Source organism: Bradyrhizobium sp. Pha-3, assembly GCF_042258615.1.
GTDB lineage: Bacteria > Pseudomonadota > Alphaproteobacteria > Rhizobiales > Xanthobacteraceae > Bradyrhizobium.
The window spans coordinates 1,445,001-1,458,798 of the sequence record NZ_CP170152.1; the positions used below are offsets into that span (position 1 = coordinate 1,445,001).

The window sequence follows — 13,798 nt, forward strand, 5'->3', positions numbered from 1 at the left end:
GGTGATTTCGGCGACGCGCTTGCAGAAGAATTCGCAGCCGCCATAAAGCGTATCGAGCGCCTTCGGCCAGCTTGCCGCGAGCCGCCACCTGACCTCCGGCATCGATTGCGCGACCGCGGGCGCAGCCACCGCCGTCGCAGCCAGCCCGACGCCGCCTGCCCTCAAGAAATCACGACGCTTCATGCGTATCCCTCCTGTGTGCCGATGCCTCGACAAGGGGAACGATCTTGATGCCGTCTTTCTTCGCCGATCGATCGACGTTGCTGTGGTGATGTGTCCGTTGGCCCTCGACGGGCTCTTGTGTGTGGAAATCCGAGCTTTCGGTTCCGCCGGTCAGGATGATGGTTTGCCGGAGGAAATCAAGCGCCCGCCTTGGTTGCAACTGCGAAGGGAAATCGGCGCTGTTGGTCTCATCCGATACCTGTCGGCCGTGCTGCGATCTGCTACGACGGCAGGGGAGTTGATGGGAGTTCAAGGACATGGCCAACAAGAAAGTCGTGGTCGCCGGCGCGACCGGCCTCGTGGGCAACGCCGCCTTGCGACACTTCGGCGCATCTGGCGATTGCGAGCGCATCGCGCTGTCGCGCCGCAAGCCGCGCGATCTCTACGGCGCGCAGCATGCGCGAATCGACCTCACCAGCGCCGAGGATTGCCGTCGCGCCGCGGCCGAGCTCGCCGGCGCAACGCACCTGATCTATGCCGCGCTCTACGAGGCGCCGAGCCTGGTCGATGGCTGGCGCGATGCCGGGCAGATCGAAACCAACGACCGGATGCTGCGCAACCTGATGGGCGTGCTCGAACCCGTCGCCCCTGATCTCAAGCATGTCGCGCTCTTGCAGGGCACCAAGGCCTATGGCGTGCACGTCCGGCCGCTCATGGTGCCGGCGCGCGAGGGCCGCTCGGAAATGTACGAGCAGCCGAATTTCTACTGGGCGCAGGAGAATTTCCTGCGCGAGCTGCAGCGCGGCAAGCGCTGGCACTGGAGCATCCTTCGCCCGGTGCTGATCATCGGCGAAGCCATGGGCGGTGCGATGGACCTGATCCCGCCGCTCGGCGTCTATGCGGCGGTGCTGCGTGCGCAGGGCAGGTCGCTCGATTATCCCGGCGGCGCGCCGCGTGTGGCGCAGGCGGTCGACGTCGATCTCCTGGCGCGCGCGATCGCCTGGTCGGGCGACGCCGAAACCGCGCGCAATGAAGCCTTCAACGTCACCAATGGCGATGTCTTCACCTGGGAAAATATCTGGCCCGCTGTATCAGATGCGCTCGAGATGGCGCCGGGCCGGCATGTGCCGCTGTCGCTCGCGCAGGAGTATCCGAAATGGATCGCGCTGTGGGACGAGTTGCGCAAGAAGCACGATCTGATCGCGCCCGGCTTGGAGGAGTTCGTCGGCCTGTCCTTCCAATATGCCGATTACAGCATGCGCTACGGGCAGACGGAGGCCGGGCCGCCGTCGATCGTGTCGACAGTGAAGATCAACCAGGCCGGATTCACCGAGATGATGGATACGGAAGCGATGTTCCGCAAATGGTTCAAGCTGGCGAAGGTGAGCCGGTTGTTGCCGTGAGTTCAGCCCAAGCTCTCTCGTCTCCCTCGCCCCGCTCTTGCGGGGAGAGAGGCGAAGGACGTCGCTCCGTTGGAGTGAACGGTAAGAGAGCGCCATAGCGATGAAGTGAGGTTGAATCGGTTTGGCCTCGGGTTCGGCTCACCTCTCCCCAGCGGGGAGAGGTCGATTTGCGCAGCAAATCGGGTGAGGGGCCGCAGCTCCAACGAGAGACCGTAACCCCTCACCCGGCGCTGCGCGCCGACCTCTCCCAAGGGAGAGGTGAACTTTCGACGCCGCTCCAGCTCAACCTCATCTCATCATCTAGCGCGAGAACGCCGTCTCCATCGCCTTGCGCGTCTTGATGGTGTCGTTGCTCTCGTCGACCTCGACGTCGCTCCAGCGCACCACCGCGCCGTGGGCGATGTCGTTCTTCAGCTTGACCCGATGCGCAAGCCCGATCGGCAATGCGCTGGCGGCGAGGCTGGCGGAGGCGGGCATCAGCTTGCCCCACACCGTGTAGCCGCCTTCGCCATCGAGCATCTCGCCGGCGCGCAGATTGCGCTTCGCCACCGCCGCGACGTCGCCGCGAAAGCCGCGCGGCTGCCCGGTCGGCTCGTTGCGCAGCGCTGCCGACAGCACGGAAATGTTCAGCTCGAGCCCGATCAGATGATACGGCTTGTACATCGCAGCATAGCGGCCCGACGCATCGGTCTTGAGGCCGTATTGCTTGAAGCAATCGGCGGCATAATCGTTCGGCGCCTCCAGCACCACATAGACGCCCCAGCGCAAATCGCGAAACACCGGACGGCCGTCGCGCTCCAGCGACGACACCACTTCGACAATGCCGGATTTCTCCAGCACGCCGCCTTTGTCGCGCGGCCGCATCACGTGCGGCAGGTCGTCGACGCCGCAGGGCGGAAACAGCAAGCCCTCCGACGGCACGTCAAGGGTGCAGGCATTGGCGATCGCCGCCATCTCGATCGCGGATTTGGTGCCATCGAGGAAGGAGTTGAACATCTGCGGGTTCATGCCGGCGGATTGCGCTTCGCCCGCGGTGAGCCCGTAATGTTGCCACACGCCCTCCGGCGTCACGTCGTGATAGGCCGGCAGGTATTTCGTACCCTTGCCGGCGGCGACGACGCGGAAACCCGTGGCGCGCGCCCAATCGACCATCTCCGCGGTCAGCGCCGGCTGGTCGCCATAGGCGAGCGAATAGACTACGCCGGCCTTGCGCGCCTCTTCGGCGAGCAGCGGCCCCGCCAGCACATCGGCTTCGACATTGACCATCACGACATGATTGCCGGCGGCGATTGCTGCGCGGGCATGGCGGATGCCGACCGCGGGATTGCCGGTCGCTTCCACCACCACGTCGATCGCGCCGCCTGCGATGGCGCGCGCGCCGTCGTCGGTGAAGGTGGTCGCATTGATCCGTGCATCGTCCCAGCCGACCGTGCGGCAGGCCTCGCGCGCACGGTCGCGGTCGAGATCGACGATCACCGGCACCTCGAGCCCCGGCGTGTGCGGCACCTGCGACAGGAACATCGAGCCGAATTTTCCGGCGCCGATCAGGGCGACGCGAACCGGCTTGCCGGCGGCAGCGCGGGTTTTGAGGAGGTGATGCAGGTTCATGATGGGTGTCCGGGATGATTGCCATGTCCCGGACGCGGTGCAGCACGAAGTGCTGCTCCGCAGAGCCGGGACCCATGGAGGAAGCTGAACAAGTGTGTGGGCCCCGGCTCAGCAGCACATCGCTGCGCGCTGTGCTGCGTCCGGGGCACGAGCGTGTTTACTCCGCCGCCTGGCGCGGTGCACGCGCCAGCCGCAGCAGCGCGTCGTCGGCAACCGTCTGGATCGGCGTGAAGTCGCGGTGCGCGATGTAGTCCGGCCGCGTCGGGGTGCGGATGTAGTTCGAGACCGCGTTCAGCGTCAAATAGACGATCTTGCGCGGGTAGGGCGTGATGTTGCCGCTCGAGCCGTGCACCAGATTGCCGTGGAACATCAGCATGCCGCCGGGCTTGCCGGTCGGCGCGACGATGCCGCCCTGCTTCACGAGCCGGGTCACCGTCTCTTCGTCCAGCGTCCACAGCGGGTAGGACGTGGTCTCGAGATCGTGCGAGGCTTTCAGGTCGCCGGCGGTCTGGCTCTGCGGCACCAGCATCAACGGGCCGTTGATCGGCATCACCTCGTCGAGGAAGATCGCGATGTTCATCGCGCGCGGCTCCGGCATGCCGTCGTCGCGCTTCCAGGTGCCGTAGTCCTGGTGCCACTGCCAGACGTCGCCGGTGAAGGCCGCCTTCGCGTTGATCTTGAACTGATGCATGTAGACCTTCTCACCGAACAGCTGCTCGATGGGGTCGATCATGCGCGGATGCGCGCCGAGGAGGCCGAACGCCTCGTTGTAGAGATGCGCGGCGAATGCCGTGCGCGGCGCGCCGCTCTTCTCGCGCCACACCTCGGGGCGGTTGGCGTCATAGATCGCGACCGCCTCGCGGGCCAGGAAATCGACCTCTTCCTGGCTGAACAGTTCGGGCAGGAACAGCCAGCCTTCGCGATGAAAGAATTCGACCTGCTCTTGGGTCAGTTTCATGGTGCTTTCCTCCTTTGATTGTTGATCTTCGGTCTTGCGGCGACACGATGATCCCGCTCACGCCGCCACGTCGATTGTCCTCAGCTTCTCTTCGGTCATCCGCCCCGCCGTCTGCGCATGCGCCAGCGCCGCAGCCTCGGCGGCGGCGGCGTTGCCGGAGAAAATATGCGCGGCGATGGTCTCGTGTTCGGTCCAGGCGCTGCCGCGATAATCCAGCTCGGCGAGCACGGTCGCCATCGAGCGGCGCATATGCGGCCATTGCGGCGCGATCATTTCCTCGATCGCGGAATTGCCGGCCAGCCGGTAGATCGCGCTGTGGAAGTCGACGTCGAGCGCGATCAGGCGCGCCAGCGGCGCGTCGCCGTCGATCGCGCGTCCGGCTTCGAGCGCGGCTTCCAGCTGTGCGCGTGCCACGGAATCCTCTCTTGCGCGCGTCGCGGCAAGCCCCGCCGCCAGCGCATCGATGGCGCCGCGCACTTCATAGAGCTCGCGGATGCGCTGCGGATCGAGCTGCGTCACCTCGAAGCCGCGCTTGCCGCTCTCGGCGACGAGGCCCTGGCGATGCAACAGGTGCAGTGCATGCGAGATCGGCTGGCGCGAGACGCCGAGCCGATCGGCAAGTTCGTTCTGGGTGATGCGCTGGCCGGGCAGCAGCGTGCGGTCGATGATCGCTTCGAGCAATCGCCCGTAGACCTGGTCGATCAGGTTTGGAAGCGGGTCCAACGGGATCATGCCATCAGTCCAAATTGGAATACGGAATTCCGTGTTCGGAAATAGAAGCTACTGCGGGTTGCGGGAGCGGTCAAGGCTAAGTCAAGAATTGTCCTAAGATATTGATTTGTATATAGTTTTTTTCTTGTCCCTGCCCGAGCCCATCCGTCATGGCCGGGCTTGTCCCGGCCATCCGCGTCTTTCCTCATGCACAAACCAAGACGTGGATACCCGGGACAAGCCCGGCCATGACACGGCGATTGTCGTCAGGAGATCCTACTTCGCCTTGCCCAGCTCCATCAGGATCCGCGTCATCAGGTAGAGCCGCGGTACGATCGAGTTGGTGTCGATGTATTCGTCGCGGGCGTGATAGCCCCAGCCGGCGAGGCCGAAGCTTTCGACCACGGTGGCCCTACCGCTCCGCGCGGCGTAGCCGGCGTCGGTCGCGCCGCCGGTCATCTCCGCGATATCGAGCGTGCGGCCGAGTTCGGCGTAGATCGCCTGGCCCTGCTTAGCGAGCGCGCGGCCGCGATCATTTGCGACGAAGGGTGGACGGCCCGCGGCGACCTTCACGGTCACCTCGGTGTCGGGGATCAGCCTGTCCTTGACCTTCTCGTCGAGCGCGGCCTGCAGCTTCTGCACGCCGTCCGGAACGGTGAGGCGGATGTCGGCGCCGGCGCTGGCGTGATCAGGGATCTGGTTGCGCACGGTGCCGGCCTTCGCGGTGGTCCAGTTCAGCTGCGTGCCCGGGATGGATTTCGCGACGTCCTGGGTCTGCAGCAATTGATGCGCGAGCTCGATCAGCGCGTTGCGGCCGAGCTGCGGTGCGGCGCCGGCATGCGAGGCCTTGCCCTTCACATCCATCGTGCCGGTCGCGGTGCCGCTGGCGCCGAGCAGCAGGCTTTCGTTCTTGGCCACCGGCGGTGCCACCGTCGGCTCGCAGGACAGCACCACATCGTGCTGGTCGGCGAGCTCGGCGATGATCTCGCCGGAGCCGATCGAGCCGACCTCTTCGTCCGGGTTGAACGACACGGTGAGTTTGGCGTAGTCGCGCCAGCCCACATCGTTCAGGATCTTCAGCGAATGCAGGATGACGGCGATGCCGCCCTTGTCGTCGGCAATGCCGGGCCCGTAGATCCTGTTGCCGTCGACCTTGTAGGGCTGGGTGTCGAGGATGCCGTGCTCATAGACCGTATCCATATGCGCGATCAGCATCAGCTTCCTGCTGCCGGTGCCCTCAAAGGTGGCGATCACCATGTCGGCGCCGGCGCCCTTCGTGGTCTTGCGCCGCTCGGTCCTGGCGCCGAGCGCCTTCAGCCGCGCTTCGGTGTAGTCGGCCATCTTCTTCAGGCCCTCGACATCGCTGGAGCCCGACTCGATCAGCACCATGTCATGCAGGCTCTCGATCACGGCCGGCTGGGCCTGCTCGGCGGCCGCGCGCAGCTTTTCATCCGCGGCGGCAAAGGCAGAGGACGAGGCGAGGGCGAGCGAGAACAGACCGGCCGACGCGAGCAATTTGACGGATAGTTTCATGAGTGTCCTCCCTGTAAAGCGCAGGGAGGACACTAACATCGCAAACCACCTGTCTCCAGCCGCGTCAGGCCTGGTCGAGCACCTCGACATCGAGTGTTTCGATCTCGGCGGCGTCGGCGGTCGCATCGATCGCCGCGATCCTCTCGCCTGATATCGTGACCCGCAGCACGTGCCGCCCACTCACTGCACCTCTCCCCTTGTGGGAGAGGGATAGGCCGCCATTGGCGGCCGTTCCTAACAGGACGCCGAAGCAGAGCTTCGGCTATGTCGCATCGACAGATGCGATCCGGGTGAGGGGTCTGTCTCCGCGGAGAGAAACCCCTCACCCGGCACGATGTCGCTACGCGCCATCGCGCCACCCTCTCCCACAAGGGGGAGAGGTGCACTGCCTATGCCGCCAAGAACTCCAGCACGATCTCGCAATAGCGCTGCGGGGCCTGTTCGAACATCGGGTGCGTGGTGCCGGGGATCATCTCGGTGCGCGCGCCCTTCACGTTGGCGGCAAGCGCGTGCAGCACCTTCGGCAGCACGCCCTTGGTGTTCGCGCCGCCGATGAACAGCGTCGGCGTCTTGATCGCCTCCGTGTCGGCCTTCGAGAACGGAGGGCGCTGGTCGCGGGTCTGGCCGAGCAGCGTGGTCGCATTGTCGCGCAAGAGCTGTTTGGAGGTTGCCGGAATCCGCTTCCAGGCGCCGGGGCCTTCGAGCGCGTCCATGAAGATCTGCAAGCCGCCGTCGATGTCGCCCTTGGCGATCTCAGCGGCACACGCCGCGAAGCGTGCTGCCAGCGGCGAGGGGCCCGGCTTGAAATCGGGATCGAGACTCTCGTCGAGCTCGCCGCCGGGCTCGGCCAGGATCAGCTTGCGCAGCAGGTCCGGCCGCCGCTGCGCGACGCGGAAGCAGATATGGCCGCCGCGGGAATGCCCCATCAGGTCGACCGGTTTGGTGTCGAATGCCTCGATGAAGGCGATCACGTCGTCGACATGCTGTGCGATCGAATAGGTGTCGCCGACGCCGTCCCAATGCGCCGGGAAGAAATGCCGCAGGCTGACCGCGATGACGCGATGCCGCCGCGTCAGCGGGCCGAGCACCGCCGACCAGATCCGGAAATCGCACAGCGAGCCGTGCACGCAGACCAGCGGCGGGCCCTCTCCGATATCGAGATAGGGCATGTCGAAACCGTTGACGTGGAGGCTGTGCATTCGAGGGCTCGCAGGCAGGAGATGTTGTTGATTTGACCCAAGTTCCCACGGAATTCGGGTGGATAGCAACATTCTCCAAGCCTAGATTTCAGATCAGCAACAGGCTCGCATGCGTGAGCCCAAACGATATGAAGGAACATCTGGAGCGAGCCATGACCGGCCAGCATTTTGCAATCTTCGAGACCATGATCGGCGCCTGTGGCGTCGTCTGGGGCGAGCACGGCGTCACCGCCGTGCAGCTGCCGATGGGCACCGAGGAGAAGACCCGCAAGCGCATCTTCCAGCGCAACGGCGATGTCACCGAGGCGGCGCCGCCGGCCGAGGTGCAGCATGCGATCGACGGCATGATCGAGCTACTCGCCGGCAAGCCGAACGACCTCGCCGACATCGTGCTCGATCTCGACGGCGTGCCGGAGTTCAACCGCGGCGTCTACGACATCGCGCGGAAGATTCCGCCGGGCAAGACTGTGACCTATGGCGATATCGCGAAGCAGCTCGGCGGCGTCGAATTGTCGCGCGACGTCGGCCAGGCATTGGGCCGCAACCCGTGCCCGATCGTGGTCCCCTGCCACCGGGTACTGGCGGCCGGCAACAAGCCGGGCGGCTTCTCGGCCAATGGCGGCGTGGTGACCAAGCTGAAGATGCTGCAGATCGAAGGCGCGGTGGTGAACCACACGCCGAGCCTGTTTGATTGAGCGGTGTGAGCAACCGGCAACATGGGTAACAGTTCAGACCGACGACATGGGTAACACAATTCTCGTTTCGTTCAGGTCTGTTGTTGTTGAGGCTGTGGACCCTGAGGGCAACGCGCAGCGTTGTCCTCAAGTCCACAGCCTCTTGCTTTGCGTCTCGGCCTGCGGAGTTGGTCACCGCGGCGAGCGATCGTGCCGAGCACGATCGGGCCATAGCTGACGGTCCAGCCGTCTTGGTCCTCGGCCAGGCCGACGGGCTCACCGATCAGCGCTTCGCTGATGTAGATCGTGTTGCCCAGCCACTTGATCTCTCCGTTCTGCCGGACCGAGCGGACCTCCTGATCGTCAGCGTATTCCGGCTCGCGCAAGACACCGTGGAAGCGGCGCGAGGAGGCTTGGTAACGGTCGGCTGGCGTGGCGTTGTCGAGCGATTGGTGCGGACGTTCTTGGTTGTAGAGATGCTGGAAGCTGTGCAAGCGCTTGAGCTGCTCGCGCATGGTGGGAGCCGGCGGACTGGCAACGTCTTGCAGCAGGGTCAGATGCATGCGTTCATGGCGGCCGTTCTGCTGAGGTTTGCCCGGTGCAATGCGCTCTGGCGTCACGCCGGCTTTGATCAGCTTGACCGACAGCCGCGACAATCCTCCGGCGCCGCGCGAGGCAAACGGCGAGCCGTTGTCCGAGCGCATGTAATGCGGCAACCCAAACTCGCGGAACGCCGCGTCCAGCACCGGCCAGACATGATCCGTGTCGGTGCGCGCCAGAACCTGGCAGCGCAGCAGGTAGCGGCTGTAGGCATCGGTGATCGTCAGCGGCTCGCAGCGCATGCCGTCCCCGGTCAGGAACCAGCCCTTGAAGTCGATGCACCAGGTATCGTTGGCTGCATCGCAACCGGCAAAGGGCGCGCTCGAGGGCGGGCTACGCCGGCGCAGCTTGCGCTTCACCGTCAGGCCCTCACGATCGAACAGCTCGCCGATCGTGCTTGCCGCAGGCCATGCCGTCCGAGGTGACTTCCGTTCAAGAAAGGCCAGCACCTTGATCGGCCCCCAGGTCGGATGCGCCCGACGCACCTCAAGGCAGCGCTCGGCGATCTCCTCCGCAACGCTTTGCGGACGATGCAGAGGAGCTCGCGGACGATCGAACAGTCCGGCCGCGCCTTCTTCCTCGAACCGTGCAAGCCATTTGTAGCCCACCCGACGGCTCACTCCGAACCGCCGACACACCGCCGCAAATGACTCCTCGTGCTTTTGCGCCGCAACCACAAACCGCATCCGCTCATCCACAGCACAGGTCTCCATCCACCCCATCGGCAAGCTCCTCCTTGCCGATCAGTTGACCTGTTACCCATGTCGCCGGTCTATTCTGTTACCTATGTAGCCGGTTAGGACCGGTGGTCACCCTCCCCTGGAGGGGGAGGGTCGGCTCACACGAAGCGTAGCGCAGTGTGAGACGGGGTGGGGTGATCTCTCAACACGGGCAGCACCCGATACGAGAGACTTTCACCCCACCCCGCCGCTCATTTCATTCGCGTCGACCCAAGAGCGAGCTTCGCTCGTCTCGACCCCTCCAGGGGAGGGTAAGCGCTCAGCTACACCGTCTCACACACGAATCCGTTGCCCTTCCGCCTGATCTTGCCGACCGTCGGCGAGGGGAAGTGCGCGGGGCAGCACAGCGTATCGGTGTCGCAATAGCGCTCGAGGAAGCCGCGCCGCGTCCTTGCGGCCTGCGCCTGGTCGACATCGAATTTCGCCGACAGCTCCGGGTAATGCGTCTGGATCGGCGAATGCATCAAATCGCCGGCAAACACCGCATCATCCTTGCCGCGGCCGAAGGTGAAGGCGACATGGCCCGGGGTGTGGCCGGGCGTCGGCAAAATGCGGACGTGATCGCCGATCGCAAAATCATGGCCGACGAGTTCGGCCCGCTTGGCTTCGACCACCGGCAGCACGCTGTCGGCGAATGGCGGGACTTCCGCCTTGGCGTTGGTCTCGGTCCAGTAGTCGAACTCGCTCTTGTCGAACACGTAGCGCGCGTTCGGGAAGGTCGGCACCCAGCGGCCGTTCTCGAGCCGCGTGTTCCAGCCGACATGATCGACATGCAGATGCGTGCACATCACATAGTCGATGTCGCCGACCGAAAAGCCCGCCGCCGCGAGGCCGCGCAGATAGTTGTCGTCGGTCTTCATGTTCCAGCTTGGCCGTCCCGGCCGCGGCTTGTCGTTGCCGATGCAGCTGTCGATCAGGATGGTGTGGTGCGGCGTCTTCACGATGTAGGACTGGAACGCCAGGATCAGCGTGTCGATGTCATCGAGTGCGCCGGCCGCTTTCATCCAGCCGCGGTTCTCCGCGAGCAGCTCCGGTGTCAGTCCGGGCAGCATGTCACGCGCGGGCAGGAACAGGCCTTCCTCCTCGACAATGCGATGAATGGTGAGATCGCCGGCGGCAAATTTCAGACTCATGGTGATTCCTTGGCGTTGGCGTTTTCAGGCGAAGTGGGGTCCGGTTCGCGTGAAGAAACCGCGCAGAAGAGTCTAGTGCGCGTCGCGCACGGCGGGAATGATGATGTTGGCGAGGATGTCCATCGCCGCAAGACCTTCCTTGGGCTGGCCGTACTGGGCTGCCGTCGTCATCATCACAAGGTCGAGATCAGGAACGATGATGATGCGCTGTCCGCCCCAGCCGAACGCGCCGACCCATTTCACTTCCTTGCCGTCGGACAGCGAGCGGCCCATCCACCACTGATAGCCATAGAACAGCGTGCCGCCGAAATAGCCAACGGCCTGGAAGCGCGGCACGATCGATTGCGCGATCCAGTCGGCCGGAACGATCTGCCGCTCCTTCCACCGCCCGTGGTCGAGCAAGAGCTGGCCGATCTTGGCGGCATCGCGCGGCCGCAGCCTGAGACCGGCGGCGGCGGCGATCTTGCCGTTCTTGTAGGTCTTCCATTCGAGATCGCTGATGCCGAGCGGCTGGAATAGCGTCTCGCGCGCGAAGGCTTCGAGCGGCTTGCCGGCGACCTGTTCGAGGATGTTGCCGAGCAGATCCGTGCCGCCGCCATTGTAGGTCCACAGCGTGTCCGGCGGCGCTACGATGGGCCTAGCCAGAACGTAACCGATCGGATCGGCGTCGAAGGCGAGGTGCGGCTCGTCGTTTTTCGGATCGTTCCAAGGCAGCGCTTCGTCCCATTTGATGCCGGATGACATCGTCAAGAGATGACGCAGCGTGATCGCGTCCCATCCGGCCGACTTCGCCGGCTGATGCTCGGGGAAGAATTTCACGACGAGCTCGTCTGCGCTCGCGATCAGCTTGCGGTCGATGGCGATGCCGACCAGCAGCGAGGTCACGCTCTTCGATGCCGAGCGCATGTCGTGCCTGGTCGTCGCGGTGAATTCGATACGGGCCTCTGGCTGTCCCCACGGCTGGTCGATGCCGGCAAAATATTGCTCGAACACCAATTTGCCGTGGCGGGCCACGACCACGGAATGCACCTCGCTGCTGCGCAGGCCGAGCCGCGCAGCGATGCCGCAGAGCCTTGCGCCATCCATGCCGGCGCTGTCGGGCGTGGCAATAGCCCAGCCGTCGTCGAGCGCCGCCGGCGATCCGCAGGGTTGGTCTTGTTGTGGAGGTGTCATGCCGTCGGCCCTCGCGTCAGTGCCCAGGACGGTCAGCGCGAGCACAAGGCCCGCGCCGAAGAGATGCAAGAGGGAGAAGCGATTGCGCATGCTGTCTCCCTGTCTTGGTTACGCCGCAGGCGGCGCCGAAACCTTCACCGACGGCCGCTCCAGCATTCTCTGGTAGAACGCGTCGAGCTTCGGATAGGCCTTGCGCCAGCCGCAATCGGCAAAGCGGAAATCAGCGTAGCCGAGCACGCAGACGAGGCCGATCTGCGCGATGTCGAACGACGAGCCGTTCAGCACGTCCGGCCGGTTCTCGAACCGCGCCATGCCGGCCCAGGCCCTGTTCCAGTGATCGTCATGCCAAGCCTGCCACAGCGAGCCCTGCGGCCGCACCATCTTCTCGTAGCGGCACAGCAGCATGGAATCGAGCATGCCGTTGAGCAGCGAATGATCGGTCTTCAGCTGCCAGCGCCGCGGGCCGTAGCCCGGGATCAGCCGGCCGCCGCCGATCTCGTTGAGATATTCGACGATGACGTAGGAATCCAAGATGACGTCGCCATGATCGAGGATCAGCACCGGCAGCTTCTTCAGCGGCGAGATCTTGGAGTATTCGTCATTGGCCGTGCCGGGTGCGACGCTGGCTGGCACGAACTCGATCTTGTCGATCAGGCCGAGCTCGATCGCCGCGATGCGCACCTTGCGGGCGAACGGGGAGGCGGGAGAGAAGGTGAGTTTCATGGTGATGACCTCGTTTCGCATACACAGTCGTCATCCTGAGAGACCGTGAATGTATGACTCTCGATGACGCAACATACTCGATGTCGTCCCGGCGAAAGCCGGGACCCATAACCACCGAAGGTCATTGTTGCGCGACGCTGGGGCCGCAGCCTTCTAACAACTCAACCCTGTGGTTATGGGTCCCGGCTTTCGCCGGGACGACGAGGGGAGAGATTGCGCTGTATCCCCGTTATCCCGCGCAACGGCAAAGCCGTTGCGCGGGATGACGGACCGGCAATTACGCCGCGACGATTTCCTGGCGCTGCTCGCCGAGGCCTTCGATGCCGAGCGTCACGACGTCGCCGACATTGAGGAAGGTCGGCGGCTTCATACCGAGGCCGACGCCGGGCGGAGTGCCCGTCGTGATGATGTCGCCGGGCAGCAGCGTCATGAACTGCGAGACGTAGGAGATGCATTTCGCCATCGTGAAGATCATGGTCTTGGTCGAACCGGTCTGGCGGCGCTGACCGTTGACGTCGAGCCACATCGACAGGTTCTGCACGTCGGCGATTTCGTCCTTGGTGGCGAGCCAGGGGCCGACCGGACCGAAGGTGTCGTGCGACTTGCCCTTGGTCCACTGACCGAGGCGCTCGGTCTGGAAGTTGCGCTCGGAGACGTCGTTGCAGACGCAATAGCCGGCGACGTGGTTCAGCGCGTCGGCTTCCGAGACGTATTTGGCGCGGGTGCCGATGATCGCGGCGATCTCGACTTCCCAATCCAGCTTGGTCGAGCCGCGCGGCTTCTCGACCGCATCGTTCGGGCCGGACAGCGAGGTATTCGCCTTCATGAAGATGATCGGTTCGGTCGGGATCTGAGCGCCGGTCTCCTTGGCATGGTCGGAATAGTTCAGGCCGATCGCGACGAACTTGGAGATGCCGGTGACCGGGGCGCCGAAGCGCGGCTTGCCGGAGACGGCGGGGAGGGAGGCGGGATCGAGGGCGGAAAGCTTCGTCAGCGATTCCGGCGTGTAGGCTTCGCCGGTCAGGTCCTTCAGATGGGCCGAGAGGTCGCGGAGCTGGCCGGATTTATCGATCAGACCGGGCTTTTCCGCACCCTTTTCGCCATAACGAACAAGCTTCATGTTGATCACTCCCTACGGTGTCTTGAGGATTGTTACTGGTATACCTCGACACGCTTCATGG

Annotated in this window: 12 protein-coding genes and 1 pseudogene (1 of these 13 running past the window's edge); 2 read left to right on the plus strand and 11 right to left on the minus strand. The window is 64.5% G+C overall.

Annotation, left to right across the window (positions count from 1 at the left end; translation table 11 throughout):
* On the minus strand, positions 1-183 hold the 5' portion of the coding sequence (locus ACE10Z_RS06725; protein WP_375787239.1) for a TRAP transporter substrate-binding protein. 906 nt of this gene lie to the left of the window's left edge; 183 of the gene's 1,089 nt are visible here — the first part of the coding sequence; it begins with the start codon at positions 181-183; its stop codon lies beyond the left edge, outside the window.
* Positions 184-479: 296 nt separating this feature from the next.
* Between ACE10Z_RS06725 and ACE10Z_RS06730 the strand changes: the two genes are divergently transcribed.
* Positions 480-1,565, plus strand: coding sequence for an NAD-dependent epimerase/dehydratase family protein (locus ACE10Z_RS06730; RefSeq protein ID WP_375787240.1), 1,086 nt, complete (start codon positions 480-482; stop codon positions 1,563-1,565).
* 300 nt (positions 1,566-1,865) lie between these two features.
* On the opposite strand, the gene ACE10Z_RS06735 is transcribed toward ACE10Z_RS06730, so the two are convergent.
* The 5 genes from ACE10Z_RS06735 to ACE10Z_RS06755 all read right to left on the minus strand — a co-directional run bounded on the left by ACE10Z_RS06735 (position 1,866) and on the right by ACE10Z_RS06755 (position 7,574).
* On the minus strand, positions 1,866-3,173 hold the full coding sequence (locus ACE10Z_RS06735; protein ID WP_375787241.1) for an NAD(P)H-dependent oxidoreductase: 1,308 nt from the start codon (positions 3,171-3,173) through the stop codon (positions 1,866-1,868).
* 157 nt (positions 3,174-3,330) lie between these two features.
* Positions 3,331-4,131, minus strand: a complete 801-nt coding sequence (locus ACE10Z_RS06740; protein ID WP_097673904.1) for a phytanoyl-CoA dioxygenase family protein — start codon at positions 4,129-4,131, stop codon at positions 3,331-3,333.
* 57 nt (positions 4,132-4,188) lie between these two features.
* The gene (locus ACE10Z_RS06745; protein WP_375787242.1) at positions 4,189-4,863 is read right to left on the minus strand and encodes a GntR family transcriptional regulator; all 675 of its coding nucleotides are present in this window, start codon (positions 4,861-4,863) and stop codon (positions 4,189-4,191) included.
* A 255-nt stretch (positions 4,864-5,118) separates the two neighbouring features.
* Complete coding sequence (locus tag ACE10Z_RS06750) at positions 5,119-6,375, minus strand: M20/M25/M40 family metallo-hydrolase (RefSeq protein WP_375787243.1); 1,257 nt, start codon at positions 6,373-6,375, stop codon at positions 5,119-5,121.
* Between the two features lie 389 nt (positions 6,376-6,764).
* Positions 6,765-7,574: an alpha/beta fold hydrolase gene (locus ACE10Z_RS06755; RefSeq protein ID WP_375787244.1), complete on the minus strand. Its 810-nt coding sequence runs from the start codon at positions 7,572-7,574 to the stop codon at positions 6,765-6,767.
* A gap of 152 nt (positions 7,575-7,726) precedes the next feature.
* Here ACE10Z_RS06755 and ACE10Z_RS06760 point away from each other — a divergent pair, with 152 nt between their 5' ends.
* The gene (locus ACE10Z_RS06760) at positions 7,727-8,269 is read left to right on the plus strand and encodes a methylated-DNA--[protein]-cysteine S-methyltransferase (protein ID WP_375787245.1); all 543 of its coding nucleotides are present in this window, start codon (positions 7,727-7,729) and stop codon (positions 8,267-8,269) included.
* A 185-nt stretch (positions 8,270-8,454) separates the two neighbouring features.
* Here the strand turns inward: ACE10Z_RS06760 and ACE10Z_RS06765 are convergent.
* From ACE10Z_RS06765 to ACE10Z_RS06785, 5 genes and pseudogenes are all read right to left on the minus strand, one after another.
* Positions 8,455-9,570, minus strand: a pseudogene (locus ACE10Z_RS06765) (integrase core domain-containing protein); the annotation flags it as partial.
* A 281-nt stretch (positions 9,571-9,851) separates the two neighbouring features.
* Entirely contained in the window at positions 9,852-10,721 is an 870-nt protein-coding gene (locus ACE10Z_RS06770) for an MBL fold metallo-hydrolase (protein WP_375787246.1), read from the minus strand.
* Between the two features lie 72 nt (positions 10,722-10,793).
* Complete coding sequence (locus ACE10Z_RS06775; protein WP_375787247.1) at positions 10,794-11,984, minus strand: serine hydrolase domain-containing protein; 1,191 nt, start codon at positions 11,982-11,984, stop codon at positions 10,794-10,796.
* A gap of 18 nt (positions 11,985-12,002) precedes the next feature.
* Entirely contained in the window at positions 12,003-12,617 is a 615-nt protein-coding gene (locus ACE10Z_RS06780) for a glutathione S-transferase family protein (RefSeq protein WP_375787248.1), read from the minus strand.
* A gap of 277 nt (positions 12,618-12,894) precedes the next feature.
* Positions 12,895-13,737, minus strand: a complete 843-nt coding sequence (locus ACE10Z_RS06785) for a fumarylacetoacetate hydrolase family protein (RefSeq protein WP_375787249.1) — start codon at positions 13,735-13,737, stop codon at positions 12,895-12,897.
* Positions 13,738-13,798 lie beyond the last annotated feature (61 nt).